The sequence below is a fragment of the Allosphingosinicella sp. genome, from assembly GCF_036387615.1.
Classification (GTDB): Bacteria; Pseudomonadota; Alphaproteobacteria; order Sphingomonadales; family Sphingomonadaceae; genus Allosphingosinicella.
In genome coordinates this window covers 39,544-59,502 of sequence record NZ_DASVTH010000032.1, presented here as the reverse complement: position 1 = coordinate 59,502, position 19,959 = coordinate 39,544, and the positions used below count along the sequence as shown (strand labels likewise).

17 protein-coding genes and 1 pseudogene are annotated in these 19,959 nt (G+C 65.3%); 5 read left to right on the top strand and 13 right to left on the bottom strand.

Going from position 1 to position 19,959, the window contains the following annotated elements:
• Nucleotides 1–105 precede the first annotated feature (105 nt).
• Complete coding sequence (rpsA, locus tag VF631_RS06385; RefSeq protein ID WP_431849443.1) at nt 106–1,815, top strand: 30S ribosomal protein S1; 1,710 nt, start codon at nt 106–108, stop codon at nt 1,813–1,815.
• A 198-nt stretch (nt 1,816–2,013) separates the two neighbouring features.
• Nucleotides 2,014–2,292, top strand: coding sequence for an integration host factor subunit beta (locus VF631_RS06380; RefSeq protein ID WP_431849442.1), 279 nt, complete (start codon nt 2,014–2,016; stop codon nt 2,290–2,292).
• Between the two features lie 650 nt (nt 2,293–2,942).
• Here VF631_RS06380 and VF631_RS06375 read toward each other — a convergent pair.
• The 10 genes and pseudogenes from VF631_RS06375 to VF631_RS06330 all read right to left on the bottom strand — a co-directional run bounded on the left by VF631_RS06375 (nt 2,943) and on the right by VF631_RS06330 (nt 13,733).
• Nucleotides 2,943–3,320: a helix-turn-helix domain-containing protein gene (locus tag VF631_RS06375; protein WP_431849441.1), complete on the bottom strand. Its 378-nt coding sequence runs from the start codon at nt 3,318–3,320 to the stop codon at nt 2,943–2,945.
• Nucleotides 3,321–3,322: 2 nt separating this feature from the next.
• Nucleotides 3,323–3,493 carry a type II toxin-antitoxin system HigB family toxin gene (locus VF631_RS06370; protein WP_431849440.1) on the bottom strand — a complete coding sequence of 57 codons (171 nt, stop codon included), beginning with the start codon at nt 3,491–3,493 and terminating at the stop codon, nt 3,323–3,325.
• 49 nt (nt 3,494–3,542) lie between these two features.
• Nucleotides 3,543–5,714: a calcium-binding protein gene (locus VF631_RS06365; protein ID WP_431849439.1), complete on the bottom strand. Its 2,172-nt coding sequence runs from the start codon at nt 5,712–5,714 to the stop codon at nt 3,543–3,545.
• A 60-nt stretch (nt 5,715–5,774) separates the two neighbouring features.
• Nucleotides 5,775–5,876, bottom strand: a pseudogene (locus VF631_RS06360) (calcium-binding protein); the annotation flags it as partial.
• On the bottom strand, nt 5,873–6,247 hold the full coding sequence (locus VF631_RS06355; RefSeq protein ID WP_431849438.1) for a calcium-binding protein: 375 nt from the start codon (nt 6,245–6,247) through the stop codon (nt 5,873–5,875). The gene VF631_RS06355 and the pseudogene VF631_RS06360, both read right to left, overlap by 4 nt.
• A complete protein-coding gene (locus tag VF631_RS06350) occupies nt 6,207–9,677 on the bottom strand; it encodes a calcium-binding protein (protein ID WP_431849437.1) in 3,471 nt (1,156 codons plus the stop codon). Before VF631_RS06350 ends, VF631_RS06355 begins: the two co-directional genes overlap by 41 nt.
• 2 nt (nt 9,678–9,679) lie before the next feature.
• Nucleotides 9,680–9,829 carry a hypothetical protein gene (locus VF631_RS06345; RefSeq protein WP_431849436.1) on the bottom strand — a complete coding sequence of 50 codons (150 nt, stop codon included), beginning with the start codon at nt 9,827–9,829 and terminating at the stop codon, nt 9,680–9,682.
• 104 nt (nt 9,830–9,933) lie between these two features.
• On the bottom strand, nt 9,934–12,240 hold the full coding sequence (locus VF631_RS06340; protein ID WP_431849435.1) for a serine/threonine-protein kinase: 2,307 nt from the start codon (nt 12,238–12,240) through the stop codon (nt 9,934–9,936).
• Nucleotides 12,227–12,769, bottom strand: coding sequence for an ECF-type sigma factor (locus VF631_RS06335; protein WP_431849434.1), 543 nt, complete (start codon nt 12,767–12,769; stop codon nt 12,227–12,229). Before VF631_RS06335 ends, VF631_RS06340 begins: the two co-directional genes overlap by 14 nt.
• A 637-nt stretch (nt 12,770–13,406) precedes the next feature.
• The gene (locus VF631_RS06330) at nt 13,407–13,733 is read right to left on the bottom strand and encodes a PilZ domain-containing protein (protein ID WP_431849433.1); all 327 of its coding nucleotides are present in this window, start codon (nt 13,731–13,733) and stop codon (nt 13,407–13,409) included.
• 92 nt (nt 13,734–13,825) lie between these two features.
• Between VF631_RS06330 and VF631_RS06325 the strand changes: the two genes are divergently transcribed.
• Both VF631_RS06325 and VF631_RS06320 read left to right on the top strand, forming a co-directional pair.
• A complete protein-coding gene (locus VF631_RS06325) occupies nt 13,826–15,277 on the top strand; it encodes an ABC transporter substrate-binding protein (RefSeq protein ID WP_431849432.1) in 1,452 nt (483 codons plus the stop codon).
• 40 nt (nt 15,278–15,317) lie between these two features.
• A complete protein-coding gene (locus VF631_RS06320; protein ID WP_431849431.1) occupies nt 15,318–15,755 on the top strand; it encodes a DUF4112 domain-containing protein in 438 nt (145 codons plus the stop codon).
• A 2-nt stretch (nt 15,756–15,757) separates the two neighbouring features.
• On the opposite strand, the gene VF631_RS06315 is transcribed toward VF631_RS06320, so the two are convergent.
• From VF631_RS06315 to VF631_RS06305, 3 genes are all read right to left on the bottom strand, one after another.
• A complete protein-coding gene (locus VF631_RS06315; protein ID WP_431849430.1) occupies nt 15,758–16,183 on the bottom strand; it encodes a hypothetical protein in 426 nt (141 codons plus the stop codon).
• Nucleotides 16,184–16,248: 65 nt separating this feature from the next.
• Complete coding sequence (gene nadC / locus VF631_RS06310; RefSeq protein ID WP_431849429.1) at nt 16,249–17,094, bottom strand: carboxylating nicotinate-nucleotide diphosphorylase; 846 nt, start codon at nt 17,092–17,094, stop codon at nt 16,249–16,251.
• 74 nt (nt 17,095–17,168) lie between these two features.
• Nucleotides 17,169–17,645, bottom strand: coding sequence for a hypothetical protein (locus VF631_RS06305; RefSeq protein ID WP_431849428.1), 477 nt, complete (start codon nt 17,643–17,645; stop codon nt 17,169–17,171).
• Between the two features lie 215 nt (nt 17,646–17,860).
• On the opposite strand from VF631_RS06305, the gene VF631_RS06300 reads away from it, so the two are divergent.
• Nucleotides 17,861–19,888, top strand: coding sequence for an elongation factor G (locus tag VF631_RS06300; protein ID WP_431849427.1), 2,028 nt, complete (start codon nt 17,861–17,863; stop codon nt 19,886–19,888).
• Nucleotides 19,889–19,959 lie beyond the last annotated feature (71 nt).

Genomic DNA, 19,959 nt, shown 5'->3' with positions numbered 1-19,959 from the left:
GCCGGGACGGCCGCGTTTCCGCATGGGGCGGACGCGGTGGTCGGGTTACAAGACCTCGGGAAACAACCCGGGGCCGGCAAAACAAACACAAGGACACATCTCCAAATGGCCACTGCGGCAATGCCTACGCGCGACGATTTCGCGGCCCTCCTCAACGAAACGCTCGGCGGCGAGAATGCCAGCTTCGAAGGCCGGGTCGTCACCGGCACGGTCACCGGAATCGAGAACGATCTCGCCGTCATCGACGTCGGCTTGAAGTCCGAAGGCCGCGTGCCGCTGCGCGAGTTCGCCGCGCCAGGCCAGAAGGCCGAGCTCAAGGTCGGCGACACGGTGGAAGTCTATGTCGATCGCGTCGAGAACCATCAGGGCGAGGCGATGCTGTCGCGCGACCGGGCCCGTCGCGAAGCCGCCTGGGACAGCCTCGAGAAGCAGCATGCCGCCGGCGAGCGCGTCGAGGGCGTGATCTTCGGCCGGGTGAAGGGCGGCTTCACCGTCGACCTGAACGGGGCCGTCGCCTTCCTGCCCGGCAGCCAGGTGGACATCCGCCCGGTCCGCGACGTGGGCCCGCTGATGGACCTGCCGCAGCCTTTCCAGATCCTCAAGATGGACCGCCGCCGCGGGAATATCGTCGTCTCACGCCGCGCGATCCTTGAAGAGACCCGCGCCGAACAGCGCACCGGCCTTATCCAGTCGCTCCACGAGAACCAGATCGTCGACGGCGTGGTCAAGAACATCACCGATTACGGCGCCTTCGTGGATCTGGGCGGCATCGACGGCCTGCTCCACGTCACCGACATCAGCTACAAGCGCGTCAACCACCCGTCGGAAGTCATCAACATCGGTGACACCGTGCGCGTGCAGATCGTTCGCATCAACCGGGAGACGCAGCGCATCAGCCTTGGCATGAAGCAGCTTGAGACGGATCCGTGGGAAGGCGCTCAGGCCAAGTATCCGATCGGCGGCGTGTTCCATGGCCGCGTCACAAACATCACCGAATATGGCGCCTTCGTCGAACTCGAAGCCGGCATCGAAGGCCTGGTCCACGTTTCCGAAATGAGCTGGACCAAGAAGAACGTCCATCCGGGCAAGATCGTCTCGACCTCGCAGGAAGTCGACGTCGCCGTGATCGAGGTCGACGAGGAGAAGCGCCGGATTTCGCTGGGTCTCAAGCAGGCGCAGGCCAATCCGTGGGAAGCGTTCGCTCAGGCCCATCCGGTCGGCTCCATCGTCGAGGGCGAGGTCAAGAATTCGACCGAGTTCGGCCTGTTCATCGGCTTGGAAGGCGATGTCGACGGCATGGTGCACATGTCGGATATCGCCTGGGGCGTGACGGGCGAGGAAGCGCTCAACCTTCACCACAAGGGCGAGAGCGTGCAGGCGCAGGTGCTCGAGGTCGATGTCGAGCGCGAGCGGATCAGCCTCGGCATGAAGCAGCTCGAGCGCGGCGGCGTTGCGGCCGGCGGCGGTGCTGGTGGCGGCGCGGGCGTCAACCGCGGCGAGGTCGTCACGGTGACGGTGCTCGAATCGCGTGACGGTGGGCTCGAGGTTCAGGTCGGCGACGACGGCGTATCCGGCTTCATCAAGCGCACCGATCTCGGCCGCGATCGCGACGAACAGCGCCCGGAGCGCTTCCAGGTTGGCCAGAAGTTCGACGCGATGGTGACGGGCTTCGACCGCTCCAAGAAGCCGACCTTCTCCGTCAAGGCGATGCAGCTCGCCGAGGAGAAGCAGGCCGTCCAGCAGTACGGCAGCTCCGACTCGGGTGCCAGCCTCGGCGACATTCTGGGCGAGGCGCTGAAGCAGCGTAACAGCTGATTGCTGCACGTGTGAGCGGCGGGTGTCAGCAGCGCCCGCCGCCTCAGCTCGGCATTTGCGGGGTGGCGGCCGGTCGCAACATGTCTTTGCCCCGGCTTGCTTTTCCGATCCGTTGGTGCGATGCATCGGATTGGCTATTGCGGGAACTACGGTAGAACTCGCGAGAAGCTGAACACCTTGGGGTGGGGGATTGAAGCCGTGATCCGTTCCGAACTCGTCCAGAAGCTGTGCGATGACCATCCCGATCTCACGGGCAAGGAGATCGAACGGGTCGTCACGGCATTCTTCGATTCCGTCACTGACCAGTTGCAGCAAGGCGGCCGTGTGGAATTGCGCGGCTTTGGCGCATTTTCCACCCGCGAGCGCGATGCGCGCAAAGGGCGCAACCCGCGGACCGGCGAAGCGGTCGACGTCACCGCCAAGCGTGTGCCCTACTTCAAACCCGGCAAGGAAATGCGCGAACGTCTCAACGTTTGAGCGATGCCAGCTCATTGAGGGGTCCTCGACCCGCATTGAGCGTTTGCGCGGATTTCCCCTTCGCGGGCAGTGCGGCCAAGGCTAGCAGGGCGTCAGCGCGGACGTGGCGGAACCGGTAGACGCCGGAGACTTGAAAACTGTTTTCTCGCGTGACGCCGACTTTTTGCGCCGAATCCTCGTTCCCCTAGCAATGACTTAGTTGGCGGCCGCAGTCAGGCAGTATGCTCTGACGTGCTCGAAGGGTCCGCGGGGAGGCAAGAGCCCGGCGCTTGAGCCAAAACAAGCCATCGCGCGAAAGCCTGCGCTGTGGCACTACGCCGGCAATGCGGACGTGGCGAAATCGGTAGACGCAGCAGACTTCACAGGAGTGCCCGGGGGGAAACGCTCGGAGTAGAACCGCTCAAATTCGGGGAAAGCTGGGGTGCCAAACCTTGCCGATCCCGAGCCAAGCCCGGCTTCCGGCCGGGAAGGTGTAGAGACTAGACGGGCGGCGCCTACGGCCTGATGGCTAAGGCGAAGGGATAGTCCAGACCACGAACGCCTGTTGCGGGCGGCGGCGAAAGTCGAAGTGGTAAGAAAATCTGCTTCTCGAACGGGAGTGCGGGTTCAAGTCCCGCCGTCCGCACCACCTTTCCTGTTAGGGAAAGCCTTCACAGGCTGCTTCCTTGCAGCCAAGGGCGAATCAGCACCTTTGCGGGGTTCCCGAGCTTGCTGTGCAAGCGCCGGATCGTGTGGATGGAGAGGCCGCGCCTGCGATTCAGAACCTCCGCGATTTGCGTGCGGGTGCCAATCGCGCCTTCAAGGTCGTGAGGGGTCAGGCCCTGCTGCTCAATGCGGAACTTGATCGCCTCGACAGGGTCGGGAGCGTCCATCGCATGATGCGTGGCTTCATAAGCGTCGATCAAGGTCACGAGCGGGTCAAGCCGATCGCCTCGCGAGTGCCGCTCTTCGCACCCAAAGCGCGGCGGACTCCTCCATCGCGCATCATCGTCCGCCTCGCTGCGGATGGTTTTCAGCTCAGTTGCCATGCTCAACCTCCTTCACGTGGATGCGACCATGATCCTTGCGCCTGCGAACCATTTGATCCAGGCAATCGCCTTCTTAGGTCAACTGCCACCACCAGCCGGTAATCGTTGCCCTTGATGTTGAAGACGGTCCGATCGGCACTGACGATGCTTGTGATGACGTAGTGGCGCTTCATCGGCGAGGTTGATCCAGGCCGTATCTCTTTCTCCCTGCTTCCCAGCCGCCTAGATGAAGAAGTCGGTAGTGGGGTCGGGCGGGACGACGGGATCGACGAGTTCGAACACATAATCCTCGCCGGCCTGGTAGCCGGCCACCCCGTTCGCATCGACGATGCCGAAGGTCCGGCCCGCATAATCGCCTTGGCCCGCAACCAGCACCGCCGCCTCGCCTGCGCCGAGCAGCCCGTCGAGCGCGGCCGCAAGGTCGATGTCAAACGTCGCCTGTGCAAGCGGCGCACCTTTCACGACATCGGAAAAAGCAGGCGCGTCGCCCGGCAGGTCGACCCGGTCGACCTGGAAGTCGAACCCGATCAGAGTGTCGAAGCCCAGACCCGTCGACTCGGCGGCCGTCGCGTAGACGAACGTGTCGCCGTCGCCGCCGGTCAGGAAGTCGCCGCCCAGCCCGCCGATGATCCGATCGGCGCCCGCGCCGCCGTTGATCCGGTCGACGCCGCCCCGGCCGTGGATCTCGTCTGCGCCCGCGCAACCGATGATCGTATCGGCGCCGTTTCCGCTGAAGATGCGGAAGCGGCCGTCCGTCTCGGCCGAGCCGTCAAAGGTCAGCGTCTCGTGCGCGGCCAGTCGGTTGGCGGTGATAACCAGGGTTCCGCCGGCGACCAGGTTACCGTCGTTGATGGTGAGATCGTAGCTGTAGCCGCTGCCGCCACCTCCGAAGCGCGTGTCGCCGCCGGTCAGGAGCACGATCTGCTCGATGTTCGTCAGTTGATCGGCCCCGAACACAATCGCGAACTGGCCGGTGTAGTCGCCCTGGAGCCCAAGCTGGTTGAGCGAGCCGGCGCCGCCATCGAGCTTGTCGTCCGGCCCAAACCGACCGTCGCGCCCGAAGAAGAAGCCGTCGTCGCCGGCCCCGCCGGTCAGGGTGTCGATGCCGTGGCCGCCATAGACGAGGAAGAAGCCGTTCTTCTCGGCCGAACCGTCGAAGGTCAGATTTTCGCCAAGGCGCAACGTGTTGGCGGTGACCACCAGCCGCTGCCCCACGCCAAGGCCGCCGCTCCAGGCGAAATCGTAGCTGTAGGAGCCGCCGGACGTGTCGCCGAAGCGCGAGTTCGAACCCGGCAACAGCACGATCTGCTCGATGCCATTGACGTTGCCGCCCCCGAACGTCACTCCCGCGGAATAGTCGCCCTGCAAGCCGATCTGGTCGAGCGCCCCTTTGCCGCCATCCACCGAGTCGGCGCCCGTAAACGCCGCGCCGAAATAAAAACCGTCATCGCCAGCACCGCCAGAAGCGCTGTCATCGCCGCCCTGGTTCAAGAAGATCAGGTCACCGAGCGAGGAACCGGTGATCAGGTTGTTCCCGGCATTGCCCCGAAGTCCGCTCGCGCCCGAGGAGCCGGTGTAGGTCAACACCTCGACGTCATCCGGCAGCGCATAGTTGCCGAGCGTGGTGCGGACCTCGTCCCGAATACCTTCGCCCGCGGCCTCGATCACCACGTCGCCAACATCATCCACGAGATACAGGTCGCTTCCGGCGCCGCCCTTCATGGTATCGGCTTCGGCGCCGCCGTCCAGCAGGTCGGCACCGTCGCCACCGCTCAGATCGTCCCGGCCCGCGCCGCCGGACAGGGTGTCGGAGCCCGCGCCGCCAGCGAGAGCATCCGAGCCGCCGCCGCCGTTCAACGTATCGTCCCCGGCAAGGCCATCCAGATAGTCGGGATTGTCGGTGCCCGTGATCGTGTCCGCACCGGCCGTGGACGAGGTGAGCTCGTGCAGGATGATCTTCGAGTCCGTTCCATCGCTAGTAATCTCGAAGCTGAGGTTGCGGACCGGATCTTCGATCGTGAACAGCGTGTCGGCGGCGCCGTCCCCATTCGTGTCGAGGCTGATCTTGATCGACCCGATCTTCAGCGCGGCCGCGAGCGGGTTCAGGACGGAGCCGAGCACGTTGAAGAACACGCCCTCGAACGTCGCCTTGGCCGCGCTCTCGCCCCCAAAGGCGAAGCTGGTGAGGTTGAGCTCCTGCGCGGTGCCGACAAAGCCGGTATTCTCGGAAAGATCGTAAGTCTTGCCGGGCTGCACCTGCACCGGCGGCGCGAGCGGGGGAAGATCGTCGATAACGAAACCGGATGTGGAGGGAGTCCCGTAGCTGATCTTCTCCATGCCGACCAGGATGTCGGTGCCATCCGGCGAGCCTTCGCGCTTGTCGCGCACCCGCACATGGGTCTGGGTTGCGGTGATCTCGTAGTCCTGGAAGCGGCCGCTGACGAGGAAGGTGTCGGTGCCATCGCCGCCGGCGATCTTGTCGTCACCTTCCCCTCCCTCGATCGTGTCGTCGCCGCCCCGGGCGTTGATGCGGTCATCGCCAGCGCCCCCGATCAGAAGATTGTTCGCTCCATCACCGCGCAGCGTATCGTCGTAAGTGGTGCCGACGAGGTTCGCGATCGAGATGAGCGTGTCTGGCTTGGCGGCCCGGCTCGCTTCTCCAGCGCTTCCAGATCGATGTTCACGAACTCTGCTGCATCGGCATAAGTCGCGGTGTCGGATCCATCGCCACCGTCCAGTGTGTCGGCGCCCTCCCCGCCATTTAGGACATCATCGCCCGCGCCGCCGATCAGCGTGTCGTCGCCATCGCCCCCGAACAGCGCGTCCTTCCCGCCGCGGCCGTCCAGGTGATCGTTGCCGCCCCCGCCCTCGAACCGGTTCAGTCCGTCACCGCCACTGATGTGATCGCCAAAGGCAGTGCCGAGCACGCCTTCGATGGAACGATACGTGTCCCCGGCGGCATCTCCGGTATTGAGGGCCGGGTTGACGGGGTCGACCGTGACCCCGCTTGCCGCTCCCACATAGCTTGCCGAGTCGATCCCGATGCCGCCATCCAGATGGTCGGCTCCGGCGCCCCCCTTCCAGAACATCGTCGCCAAGCGCGCCAATCAGCGTGTCGTTCCCGCTCAAGCCGAAGAGGAAATCGTCGCCAGCGGCGCCGTCGAAATGATTGGCCGTATCGTCGCCGGCCATGATGTCCTGGAACTCCGAGCCGACGAAGCGTTCGATTCCGTTGAACGTATCGCCGGCCGCATCGCCAGAATTGGCGGCAGGGTTGGACAGCGAAAGATTGATGCCTGACGACCCCAGATAGCTGGCCGTGTCGGTTCCGGCGCCGCCGTCCAGCTTGTCCGCGCCCGGACCGCCGATCAGAACGTCGTCGCCACCCTTCCCGAACAGGTCGTCATTGCCGTCCAGCCCTGTCAGCCGATCATCGCCGATCGACCCCGTGAGGATGTTGTTGTTCTGCGTACCGGGAATGGCCAACTGCGCCGTCAGGACGGTCGAGTTGATCAAGCTGGTGCTGTCGAAGTCGAACACGATCTCCCCGGCATCATCGACTTGCGACACCCTCGGGTAATCGGGATACACCACCAGGAGGCGCCCATCGGCCAGCTCGACGAAGCCTGCCTTGCCGATCGCCTCGGATTGCCGTTCACGGTCGTCGCGCGGAGTGATGTCGAAACCCGCCCCGACGAGCTCTCCCTCCGCGGTAAATTGCTGGCCGATGAAATTGTGGTGGGGGCTGAACCCGTAAACCAGGAAACCGCCTTGCACCGCGCGGATTCCGTCGAGATCGATCTGCGACAAGGTCGTGACGACCGCGTCGTTCGCAACCCTCTGGCCGGCTGCGTCAAACACCTGGACATGGATTGCGCCTTGGTCCTGCCGATAGGCGATTGCGAACCCGCCATTGTCCAGGGCAGCGATCTCGGCAGCGAAAGGGCTGGCGGTCGGTTCCGTCACCGCGATAGACTGTGTCGCCGGAGTCCCATCGTTAGAGAACAGCCGGACGAAGCCCTGCAGGGGGTAGATCTTCAGCGCGTCGCGATCCACGAACTGCGTCGTGTAGGAAATGACGAACTTCCCGTCGGGCAGCGCTTCGATGTCTCCAACAGACTCCTTGGCTCCCGCCAGGGTGAAGCTTTGGCCGATGGTTTCTCCAGTCGGAGCGTAACGCTGGCCATAGGTCGTCTGCTGTTCGATGATCCCTTCCGACCAGACCACGACGTAGCTGCCGTCGGACAACCCCTCCACGTCGATCAGCGTCCGGTCCTCGGCTTGTGAATTGTCGACCGTCTTCGGCTCTCCAACCTCGGCGCCGTCCGCCTCGAAGATGCGGGTGATGATGATCACATCGGCCCTGTCGACCGGGTGATCGATCGTATAAGTCACTGCAAAACGGCCGTTCGACAAAGCCGTGATGTGGGGCTGAGGGGAATGCTGTGTGGTGCTAAGCTGAATCGGCTCCCCAACCTGTTGCCGCTCATCGTTGAACAAGCGGATGCGATAGACCGACTCGCCGTCCTCGTTGATGAAATCTGACGAAAGCATTGCGAAGCCGCCACCCTCAAGGGCAGCAACGTCCAAATGGAACGCGTTGACCGACTCGACCAAGGTCGCTCGGCTCCCGTCATGCTCAGGCCGGATGATCACGTCGCTAAGCATTCCGGCGCTCGCGCCTTGGCCGAGCCCGCGGATGCCGTCCGAAAACTGAACGAACTCGAACTCGAACAGCGAGTCGGTCCCGTCCGGCGCGCCCGCGCGCTGGTCGCTGACGAAATAGGTCTTGCTGGTGTCGTTGTAGGTGATCCGGTAGTCGGAGCGCTTGCCACTGAACACGGCCGTGTCGCTGCCCGCTTCTCCGATCAGCGTGTCGTTGCCTGCGCCGCCGGTCACGACGTCATCGCCCGCGCCGACATTTACCCGATCGTTGCCGCCGAGGGCCGTCACCCGGTCGTTGCCGCCCGCCGTCCTGATGTCGTCGCCAAGATTGTTGTCATGCGCAGTGATGTGGAAATGTTCGATGGACGTGAAGGTGACCGTTGACCCGTTGACGTTGTCGTAGAAGCCGTCGAAGCCGCCGTTCGAGCTGACGCTTAGACTGTGGCGGGAAGTCGTGAAATAGGCAGAGCCGCTTGAGGAACTGCTCCAATCAATGATCAGAGTGTCGTCGCCGGCATCCCCGTGCACCGTGTCGGAGCCTCGGAACACGCTGGCCGTGTCGTTGCCGCCTCCCAGGTGCATGATGTCCCGCTGGGATTCCAAGCTCGTGACGATCGTGTCGTCGCCGCTGCCGGTCCGAAGCGCGCCGGAAGCGGCAGTGCTGAACAGCCCGAAATATTCGAAGTTGGTGAAGCTTGTTCCCGCCGGGCCTGCATAGCTGTTCTTCTGAAGATCCCAGATGACCGGGGCCGAGGTGGTCGACAGGTCGACCGAGATGCCATCGATGCCGGCGCCCCCATCGGCCGTGTCCAGTCCGGAACCCACGTCGACGTAGTCGTTGCCGCCGAGGAGGAACACGCGGTCATTGCCGCTGCCGGTGCGGAGTTGATCACCGATATTGTTGTCATGCGCGGTGATGTGGAAGTGGTCGATCGAGGTGAACGTCACCCTCGATCCGTTGATATTGTCGTAAAAGCCGTCAAAGCCGCCAGCCGAGTTTACGAGCAGCGAGAAGCCAGACGAGTGCAAGGTGAAGTATGCGGAGCCGCTCGACGAGCTACTCCAATCGATGGTCAGGGTGTCGTTGCCGGCATCACCGTGCACCGTGTCGGAGCCGCGGAACACGCTGGCCGTGTCGTTGCCGCCGCCCAGGTGCATGATGTCGCGATGCAAATTCAGGCTCGTGACAATCGTGTCGTCGCCGCTGCCGGTCCGAAGCGCGCCGGAAGCGGCAGTGCTGAACAGCCCGAAATATTCGAAGTTGGTGAAGCTTGTTCCGGCCGGCCCTGCATAGCTGTTGGCCTGCAGGTTCCAGGTGATCGGTGTAGAGGTCGCCGACAGATCGGCCGAGATGCCGTCGTCGCCGGCACCGCCGTCGGCCGTCTCCAGCCCGGAGCCCACATCGACATAGTCGTTGCCGCCGAGGAGGAAGAGGCGATCATTGCCGCTACCGGTCCGCAGCTGGTCGCCGATATCGTTGTCGTGCGCTGTAATATCGAAATGTTCGACCGACGTGAAGTTGACGGTGTAGCCGTTGACGTTCTCGTATCGGCCGTCGAAGCCGCCATTCGGGTTTGGCGTGAAGGTCTGCCGTGAGAAGGTGAAATATCCGCCGGTTGCAGCCCGCCAGTCCAGGACCAGAGTATCCGATCCCGCGTCGCCGTTGATGAAGTCGGTTCCGGAGTGCGACATCTTCAAAATGTCGTTGTCGTCGCCCCCGTTGAGCGTGTGTCGCCGCTCTCCTTGCCGTCGAGCGTGTCGTCGCCGCCAAAGCCGTTGATGATGTCCGAACCGGTCGTGCCGTTCAGCGTGTCCGGATCAATGCCGCCGTTGATCGTCGCCATGGAAACCTCCCCCAAGCCCGCTCCTCCGGGCTTTCACACGGCAAGTGCGTCAACGGGGTCGATTAGGGGCCACTGATTTCGGATTTTTTCACTTCTGCCGGGACTCAGCTGCGACAGTGCCTTGCCTGCCGCTGCCGGACGAGGCGCACGCCATAATCCTCATCGAGCCTGACTTGCCGGTCGATGCGCCGCAACTGCTCGAACAGCTGCATCACCTTCCCGTATCGCCAGCACGCGCTCGCCTCGCGGCCCGCATCTGCCTCCATGTCGGCGAGAATGGCGATGCTTACCGCATACTCCCGCAGGCGACGGGGTTCGGTGGGCGCCGACCTCCATTCTTCGAGGCGGAATGCAATCAGCTCCCGCGCGATTGCGATTGCCTCATCGAAGCGACGCAAAGCCGCCAGCGCCTGCCCATGTCCGCCCCGCACCACCATGTACTGACGTGCCGTCTCGCGGTCGCTCGGCTCAGCTTCGCTGACCGCCCGCATCTCGCGGGAAGCTTTCGCCAGCAGCGCCTCCGCTTCCCGCGCGCCGGTCGCTGGGTCATGGCCAAGCAGGGTGGTCGCGAGCGAGTATCGGGCCATCGGGACCCGGCGGCTGGCGAGCGGATCCCCAGGCCAGCGGATGCCGATCGCTTCCCATTGGCGGATAAGCCTTCGATAAACGGCGATGCTATTGGCCACACCGATCGTCGGGTCAGAGTAATAAGTTGCGTCGCCCAGAAGCTCCGTTGCGTAGGCCTGCGTCACCAGACCCTTATAGTCGTTCGGTGGAACGCGAACGTCCAGGACGGCGCGCGTGTGACGGATCGTGTCGGCATAGCGGCCCTGTGCCATGCGCAGCGAAGCAAGGGCCACGAGGAAGTCCGCCCCGAGCTCGTGCCGGGGAGACGACCGGGCGATTGTCGCGGCTGCGTGTAGCGCCTGGCTCGCCGCCGGCAGGTTGTTGAACGTGTGCATTTCAAGCCGCGCCCGCGCAATCAATGCTCGAGCCCTCACCTGAGCCGCCTGTGGGCTGGCATCCTCCCCAATTGCTTGGATGGCTCGCTCCAGGTTGGCGCGGGCAGCCTCGCCTTGCCCGAAACTGGGGCGCCCGGGCGCTCCCAGCCGTTCCGCCAACCGAATCAGTCCTTCGGCCGCCTCCAGCCGGACTTCGGCCGGAGCGTTCTCGCTAGCAGCAAGGCGGGTCAGGTAATGCTGTGAAACGCGCGCGACTTCGGCTCGCAGAGGAAGCGAGCCTGGTTGGCGCTCCAGACGGTCGGAGAGCCGGTAGAGCAGGTAACGGGACGTGCCGCGCGCGTCCTCGAAGCGGGCGCTCGCCTCGGCACGGGCGCGCTCTGCCCGGAAATAGCTCAGGGTCGCTACGACGCTGGTGGCGAGCAGCAGCACCAGCGCCGCGGCAGTCGCGGAAACTCCCAGTCGGTGGCGCGCAACGAAACGCGCCGAGCGATAGCCTAGGGTCGCAGGCCGAGCGGTGACTGGCAGGCGCTCCTGCCAGCGCTCAAGATCGCCGATCAGCGCGGTGACGCTGCCGTAGCGCTCGGCTTCGTCATCGGCGGCGGCCTTGACGGCGATCGCGTCGAGGTCCCGGTCGCCCGCCGCACCGATCAGCTCGCGCAGGATCATCCCGAGCGCGTAAACATCGTCGGCGATCGTCGGCCCAGCGCCGGCCACCCGCGCGGGGCTGGCATATGCGCGAGTCATGGGGTGTTGGGGCGCCTCGGCGCGCTCATCGCCGTCGAGCAGGCGGGCGATGCCGAAATCGAGCAGCTTGACCCAGCCCGAGCCGGCAACGAGGATGTTGGAGGGCTTAAGATCGGCGTGGACAACCAGCCGGCTGTGCGCGAACTGCACGGCATCGGCGGCCTTGATGAAGGTCGCAACACGCTCGCGCAACGGTTGGCCGTCACAGGCCTCGTCGATCGGGCGGCCTTCGACCAGCTCCATCACCAGATAAGGCTGGCCGCCCTCGGCGATCCCGCCGTCGATCAGCCGCGCGATGCCCGGATGCTCCAGCCGGGCAAGGATGCGGCGTTCGTCGGCGAAGCGCGTTGCGGCGATCGGGGTGAGGTGAGCGTGGATCAGCTTGATCGCGACCGCCTGATCGTAGAGCCCGTCGTCGCGCTCGCCGCGCCAGACCTGGCCCATACCGCCCTCGCCGATCTGAGCGGTGAGTCGAAACGGGCCGATCCGCTCGGGCGGGGGCGGCGCCTCGCCGGAAACGCCGTCGAAATCGGTCGGCATCCACCGCCGGGCGCTTTGGCTGGCGCGTTCCAGTGCGGAGACGCGGTCGGCAACCTCGGCCGCTTCCCGGCGCAACAGGCGCTCGCGCAAGTGCCGGTCGCCAGGCCGCTCCGCCAGCCGTTCGAAGATGGCGAGCGCGCGGAGCTCGATCTCAGCCTGGCTCATGGGCGTTGCCGATATGGTCCTGCAGCCAGGCCCGCGCCGCCTGCCAGCGCCGCTTCACCGTGCGTTCGGCAACGCCAAGCGTGGCCGCGGCCTCCTCGACCGTCAGTCCGAAGGTGAAGCGCAGCTCGACTACTCGGGCATGCTCGGGCGAGAAGCGCTCCAGCGCCGCCAAGGCAGCATCGAAATCCTCCACGCTGATCAGGGCGGTCGGCGGCGCGCCGGGCAAGCGGGTTAGCAGTTCAGGTCGTCTTCGCTTGATCCGTGCCTGCCGGCGCGCCTCGTCGATCAGCACGCGCCGAATCGTTCGGGCCGCGAGCGCAAGCAGGTGACCTCGATCTTGGACCGCGACCGGGGCGGATTGCAAAAGCCGCAATACCGCTTCGTTGGCAAGGTCCGTAGGCTGAAACACGATCCGGAGCGAGTCGCCGGCCACCATCCGGCGCGCCAGCCTGCGCATGTCGTCGTAACAGCACTCGAGAACCCGCTCCATCTGGTCGGGCCCGCAGCAATCCCCTTCGACGCTCCCCATGCCTTGGGTTTTGACTCACCCGTCATATCTTTTCAACGGCGTAGGAGGAAAGGCTTGTCACGGAGTCCGGAGTGACCGGCGGCACCTGCACAACCTCGTCGAATGGATCGCCGGCCACGTCCGCGGGAGTTAGCTGATCCGTACCTTCCCCCGAAGCATGGCGCCCCTGAGCGCCGCCACCCGCTCGGGCGGGTTACGTCTCGAAGCTTGAGGCCGCCAAGGATGGGCTTGACTTTGCGCCGCACGCCGGCTTCGGTCCTGAACGCCAGCATGAAAGTCTTGCGCCCGCTTGGCTGCACACGCACCATGAAGCCGGGCGTTACCGTGTCTCAGCTCGTACTCGGTCGCGGCCGGCGGCCGCATCGACCGCCGATTTGGTCAGCTTGACGCGCACCGTGTCCTCCTTCCCGGCCCCTCTAAATAGGATCGCCGGGAGCCGCGACCGCTAGTCCCGCGGCTTGTTCCAGACGCCAGCAGAGTAGGAGCGCAACCGGCCGAGTAAGCCTAAGTGGCTGATCGAGTGCTTTTTCGCGCGAAGACAGGTCGCCGTCGGGAACGACCTTACCCCAAAGCCCCAAGCTTAGAATCTTCTGCCCCCGGGGCGTGCGGGTTCGAGTCCCGCCGTCCGCACCAGCCTTCAGGCCAGAAGCTCCGGGCATTCCGCTTTCACCGCAGTCCATTCGCACTCGGTCAACCGGATCGGATCGAGGAACCTGCCGCCCATCTTGCCGCCAAGCTGCCATCGCACTTGCGCCCGGACAGGGCCGATACCTGGAACGTCCAGCGTGACATGGCTGCCGATCGCGACCGCGTCCCCGCACTCGGCCATGAAGCCGCATTGCGAAACGTCGCATACCTTCACTTCCACGCTGTACCATTGATGGCGCAGCTCCGCGGCCGAGTCGACCTGTCGACGCTCGGACCGGCGTTCAACGAAGTGGGAGCTTTCCTGGGCGGGCATCATGAGGTGTCCCAATGATTTCGCCCAGCTACGGGCGGCACAGTTAAAAAGCGGTGAATGGCGCGCCGCCGCAGCCTGATTTATGCGACAGTTGGATGGTGATTCGAGCAGGCTTTATTGCGACAGGCGCGGCAGCCCTGATGCTCGCCAGCTGCCGGCAGGGCGAGAGCGGCCCGATCATTGTCAGCGCGATCGGGACGGCGCCGGTTCTGGCGAACCCGAACCGGACCGCGCTCGATGCGCCCTCGGCCATGCTCACAAGCGCCGTTGCGCAAGGGATGGTCCGTTTCGATGCCGCCGGCCAGATCGAGCCGGCCCTGGCGCAGAGCTGGACGGTAACGGACGATGGCACCAGCTACATCTTCCGTATTGCGCGCACGACCTGGCCGAACGGTTCGACTGTCACCGCCGAGCAGGTCGCCGTCCGCCTCCGGGCCGCGGCGAGCCGGGCGAGCCGCAACCGCCTGAAACCGGTGATGGGCGCGATCGCGGAGATCGTCGCCATGACCGACACCGTGATCGAGATCCGGTTGCGCTCGCCGCGGCCCAATTTCCTGCAATTGCTCGCCCAGCCCGAAATGGGGATCATCCGCGCGGGGCAGGGCACAGGTCCGTTCACGGCCGAAGCCGGCCCCGAGGGCGCGCTCATCTTGCGCCCAAGGCCGGCTGATGAAGCGGAGGACCGGGCGGAAGCGCCGGAAATTCAGCTGAGGGGAGAGCCGGCTGCACTTGCCGTCGCACGCTTTCGTGCCGGGGGTGCCGGGCTCGTGACCGGCGGAACGGCCGCCGGCCTGCCGATCGCCAGGGTTTCCGGAGCGCCGGCCGCTGCTTTGCGATTTGATCCGGCCGCGGGCCTGTTCGGGCTGGCGATCGCCAGCCGAACTGGTCTGGTCGCCGATGCGGACGTGCGCGGAGCCCTGAGCATGGCGCTCGATCGCGACGCCCTGGTGGGAGCCCTTGCCGTGCCGAACCTGGCGCCCCGCACAAGCCTGCTGCCTACAGGAGTGGAGGAGCAACCGACTCCCGCGCTGCCAGCCTGGGCTGGGGACCCCCTGCCCGCGCGCCGGGCTGCTGCGCGGGCAATCCTCGCCGGTCGCATCGACGGTGACGATCCGCCCAAGCTTCGCGTGAGGATGCCCGATGGTCCCGGCGCTCGGCTGATCTTCGCCTATCTGCGCCGGGATTGGCGCGCGGTCGGCGTGGATGCCGAACAGGTGGGCCCGGCGGACCGCGCCGATCTCGTCTTCCTGGACGAGGTCGCCCCGGCAAGCCTCGCCAGCTGGTACCTGCGCCATTTCACCTGCCAGGCGAGCATGGTCTGCAGCGCGGAGGCGGATGCCGCGTTGGAAACGGCCCGGAATGCACGTTCGTTCGGCGAGCGCCGGGACGCTTTGGCTAGCGCCGATCGCCTGCTGACTGACGCGGTGCCTTTCATTCCCCTGGCCGCCCCGGTCCGCTGGTCGCTGGTCTCGCCGCGCCTGACGGGGTTCCAGCCCAATCCGTTCGCAATTCACTTCATAGGCTCGCTGGTGGCGCCGAGGCGCTGATCCCACTCGCAACGGTCGCTCGCCTTCCTATGTTGGGCCAATGCAAGATTCTCAGCACCGGCTGGACGAGCTAGCCACCCAACTCCCCTTGGGACGCGATCCGGCTTCGGTACGGCGGCGGCTGGAAGCGGTGGAAAAGCTTCTCGAGCGTCTGTTCGTTATCCCGGGCATCAATCGTCCGGTCGGCCTGGATTCGATTCTCGGCCTCATCCCGGTGGTCGGCGACGTGGTGACGGCCTCAATGGGCGCCTGGCTGGTCTGGGAGGCGCGCAACCTGGGTATGTCCAAGTTTCAGCTGGCGCGCATGGCCGGGAATGTCGGAATGGACGCGGCGTTAGGCGCGATCCCGCTGGTCGGCGACCTGTTTGATTTCGTGTTCCGATCGAACAGTCGCAATCTCCGGATCCTCAAGCGCTATCTCGACAAGCACCATCCCGAAACGCGCGTCATCGAGGGCGAGGTGACTGCGCGCCGATAGGCTTAGCGAAACACGTCGGGATCGGGCGAAGCGCTGCGTCCGTCGGCGAACCACGCCTTTGCGTCGGGCCTGAACAGCAGCCAGATCGTCAGGAGGGTAAGCAGGATGCTGACGATCGAGATCGCGCCGGAGATGGTGCCCATCTCGAATGCCTGGCCGATTCCCACCAGGCTGGAGATCAGGCCGATCCCCCCGAGAACGACGTAGATCCATTTAGCGACCGGGCTGCCCTTCCGGCTGATGAACCAGATCAACAGCAGGAACAGCGCGATCGTGACCGCCTGGATACCCAACACCGTGCCTGCACCCATCCCGGCTTGCGCCACCTGGGAGTTCAGCTGATCCCAGATCAGAACAGTATTGATGATGCCAAGGAGGATCGACAGCAGAACAAGACGCTCGAACAGGACAATCGACTTTGGGCGCATGTGCAGATTCCTCCCCGGGGCTGAGGGGACACTATCGCGCCCTCACCACTCCGCAAACCGAATTTTCAGCGGGTGACGAAGTCCAGACCGATATCCGCGGCCGGGGCCGATTGCGTGAGACGACCGACAGAGATGTAGGTGACACCGGTTTCTGCTTTTGCGCGGATGGTCTCCAGCGTCACCCCGCCGCTGGCCTCCGTTGGCACCCGACCGCCGACGAGTCTGACCGCCACGCGCAGTGTTTCTGGATTCATGTTGTCCAGCAGCAGATGCGTCGCGCCGGCCGAGATTGCGGGCTCGATCTGCTCGATCCGATCCACCTCCACAATGATCCGGTCGATGCCAACTGTTACCGCGCGGCGGACTGCCTCCTCGACGCTGCCGGCCACCGCGACATGATTGTCCTTGATCATCGCGGCATCCCACAAACCCATGCGATGGTTGCTCGCGCCGCCCATCCTCGTCGCATATTTGTCCAGGATGCGAAGCCCCGGGATGGTCTTGCGGGTGTCGAGCAGGATCGCGCCCGTGCCGGCGATCGCGTCGGCATAAGCCCGCGTCAGTGTCGCGACGCCGGACAGGTGCTGGAGCGTGTTCAGCGCGGACCGCTCGGCCGTCAGCAGCGCGCGAGCCCTGCCCTCGATCCGCAGCAGGTCTGTGCCGGCGGGCACATAGGCGCCGTCCTCGACAATGCGGTCCAGAATGACGCCGGGGTCGAGCGCTCGGAAGAAGCATTCCGCGATCGGCAGCCCGGCCACCACGATCGAGTCGCGGCTCGCCATGACGCCCCGAAACAAGACCTGCGGGGGGATAACTGCGGCGGAAGTGATGTCACCCGCTTCGCCCAGATCCTCGGCAAGGGTGGCGCGTATGAAGGCGTCGAGATCGAAGCCGGGCAGGGAGAAGCTCATGGAAGCTCCTTAGCCGCCCAACCCGATCACTTGCAGCACACATTCGCTGCCAATGACCTTCCCACCGGGGCCCCCTACTCCGTTTCCGTTTCTGCCGCCGCGAGTTCGATCTCGACCGGCGCTTCGGGCGCGATCTCGGCCTCTTGCGTGATCGGATAAGTCGCATAGCGCTCAACGGCTGCAAACTCCGGAGAGTGCGCCTGCTCCACCTGCACTGCCGCGACAGGTTCGACGCTGACGTCCGCCCCGCCCGGGACATACTTGTCCGCCCGTCCGCGATGGACGAGGATCACCTCCTCGGGATAGGTCCGGCATCCAATGCAGCCGCTGCCAAGTGCCTGGTTCAGGTTCGCAACGCTGAGATCGCCGGCCTGGTAGCCGGACGCCTCGGTCGCCCGATAGGGCGCCAGATCGCTGTGGAAGCGTGCTTCCGGCTCGCTGTAGTAGATTGGGTTGATCTCGGCGACTGCGGCCTTGCCCAAATAGATGCCGGTGCCGGTGCCGGCGAGCGCCAGGGCGGCCAGGGCTGGGAGGGTTGCACGTGGGACCATGGCAGATACTCGCCTGAACAAGGTGCTGCCGGGCACAGCGGCCCGACCCACATTAAACGGAGCAGCGGCGCGCTCGTTCCGGGTCCGATTTCGCAAAGACGGTTAACGCCGCCCCTGCCCTCGCACCCCCTTGCGTCCGGGCCCGGATCGGAGAAGGGTGTCGCAAGGCGCGGGCGCGCTCCTGGCGATCCGTGCGCGGAACTTGGGAGAGAGGCATGCCGGAGACAAAGGTTGGCACCCGATTGGTCGCGCTTGTCGGCCCGGGCGGGGCTGGCAAAACGACGCTCGCCGAAAGCTTGTTGTTCGCAGCTGGAAGTATCGACCGACAGGGCAGCGTCGATGCCGGTAATTGCGTCGGCGACTCCAGCCCGGAAGCGCGCGCTCGGCACGGCTCTACCGAACTCAACCTCTCGCATTTTGAGTTCCTGGGCGATCGCTATGCTCTGCTCGATTGCCCGGGCTCGATCGGTTTCTCGGCCGACGCGGCGCTTGGCATCGCCGCTGCCGACATCGCCATCGTGGTTGTCGATCCCGAACCGGACCGCGCGCTGCTCGCCGAGCCCGTGCTGCGGCAGCTTGAAGCGCTTGGCATTCCGCACGCCATCTTCGTCAACAAGATCGATCAGGCTCGCGGCTCGATCCAGGAACTGCTCGAAGCGCTGCAGCCAATGAGCGCTTCGCCGCTGATCGCGCGGCAGATCCCGATCCGCGAAGGCGAGAAGATCACCGGCTTCGTCGACTTGGCGCTCGAGCGCGCCTTTCATTACCGCGCCGGCAAGCCTTCCGAACGAATGGAGATCCCGCCGGAACTGATCGACAGGGAGCGTTCCGCTCGTTTCCACATGCTCGAGCAATTGGCCGATCACGACGACCAGTTGCTCGAACAGTTGCTGATGGACGAGACACCCGCCCTCCCGACCGTGCTCGCCGATCTTGCGCGCGAGACCCGGGAAAATCTCGGGGTCCCCGTCCTGTTCGGCTCGGCGCTGAACGGCTTTGGCGTTCGGCGGCTGATGAAGGCGCTCCGACACGAGGCGCCAGCCCCCCAGGCGACGGCGGAGCGGCTCGGCGCCAGCGACAGCTGCGCCTTCGTGTTCAAGATATCGCATGGAGGAGCGATGGGCCGGCTGGCGCTCGCGCGTGTGTTCGGCGGGACGCTGAAGGAAGGCGCAGAGCTCAGCGGGCCGGACGGCAATGCGGTTCGGATCGGCACGCTCTTTTCAGTCCAGGGCGAAAAGACGGCCAAGCTCGGCAAGGCTGAGCGTGGCGACGTGGTCGCGGTCGCGAAGGCCGAAGGGGTGCGCGCCGGGGAGTGGCTCAGCTCCGGCGCGAACACTGCCCCAACGGTCAGCGTCGACATGCCCGCCACCAATTATGCGCTGGCGATCACGACGCGCGACCGCAAGGACGACGTCCGGCTGTCAACTGCGCTCCACAAGCTGGTCGAGGAGGACCCGACGCTTGGCTGGGAGCAGGACGAGGCGCTGCACGAGACCCGCATCCGCGGGGTCAGCAACGAGCATTTGAACGTGACCATTGCGCGGCTGAAGCGCCGCTATGGCGTTGCGGTCGACTCGCGGCAGCCCACGATCGGATATATGGAGTCGATCCGCAAACCTGTCACCCAGCGCGGGCGGCACAAGAAGCAGTCCGGCGGCCACGGCCAGTTCGGCGATGTCGTCATCGAAGTCCGTCCACAGGGACGCGGCGACGGATTCGCCTTCGACGAGAAGATCACGGGCGGAGCGGTGCCGCGCCAGTATATCCCCGCGGTCGAGGCGGGCGTTCGCGATGCGCTCGCCAAGGGACCGCTCGGCTTTCCGGTGGTGGACGTGGCGGTCACGCTGACGGACGGCAGCTACCATACCGTCGACAGCTCCGAACTCGCGTTCCGCACCGCCGGGCGGATCGCGATGAGCGAGGCACTGTCCGCTGCGTCCCCCCACCTGCTGGAACCGGTGCACCGGGTGACGATCTATGCGCCTGGCGTGGCGACGTCGCGGATCACTTCCGCGGTGTCGAGCCGGCGCGGGCAGATGCTGGGCATGGGCCCCCGCGAGGGCTGGTCACGCTGGGACAAGATCGAGGCGCTGCTGCCCGAGGCTGAGTTGCAGGGGCTGGAAGCGGAGCTGCGTTCGCTGAGCCAGGGCCTTGCCAGCTACCATGCCCAATTCGACCACATGGCCGAACTGAACGGCAAGCTGGCCGACGAGGTGGCGCACAAGGTGCTTGAGCCGGCGTGATGCCCCTGGCGCTATTGCGAACGCGGCGAAGCACACCAGTTGGACGTCCGAGGCTCTGGACGCCTCCTCGC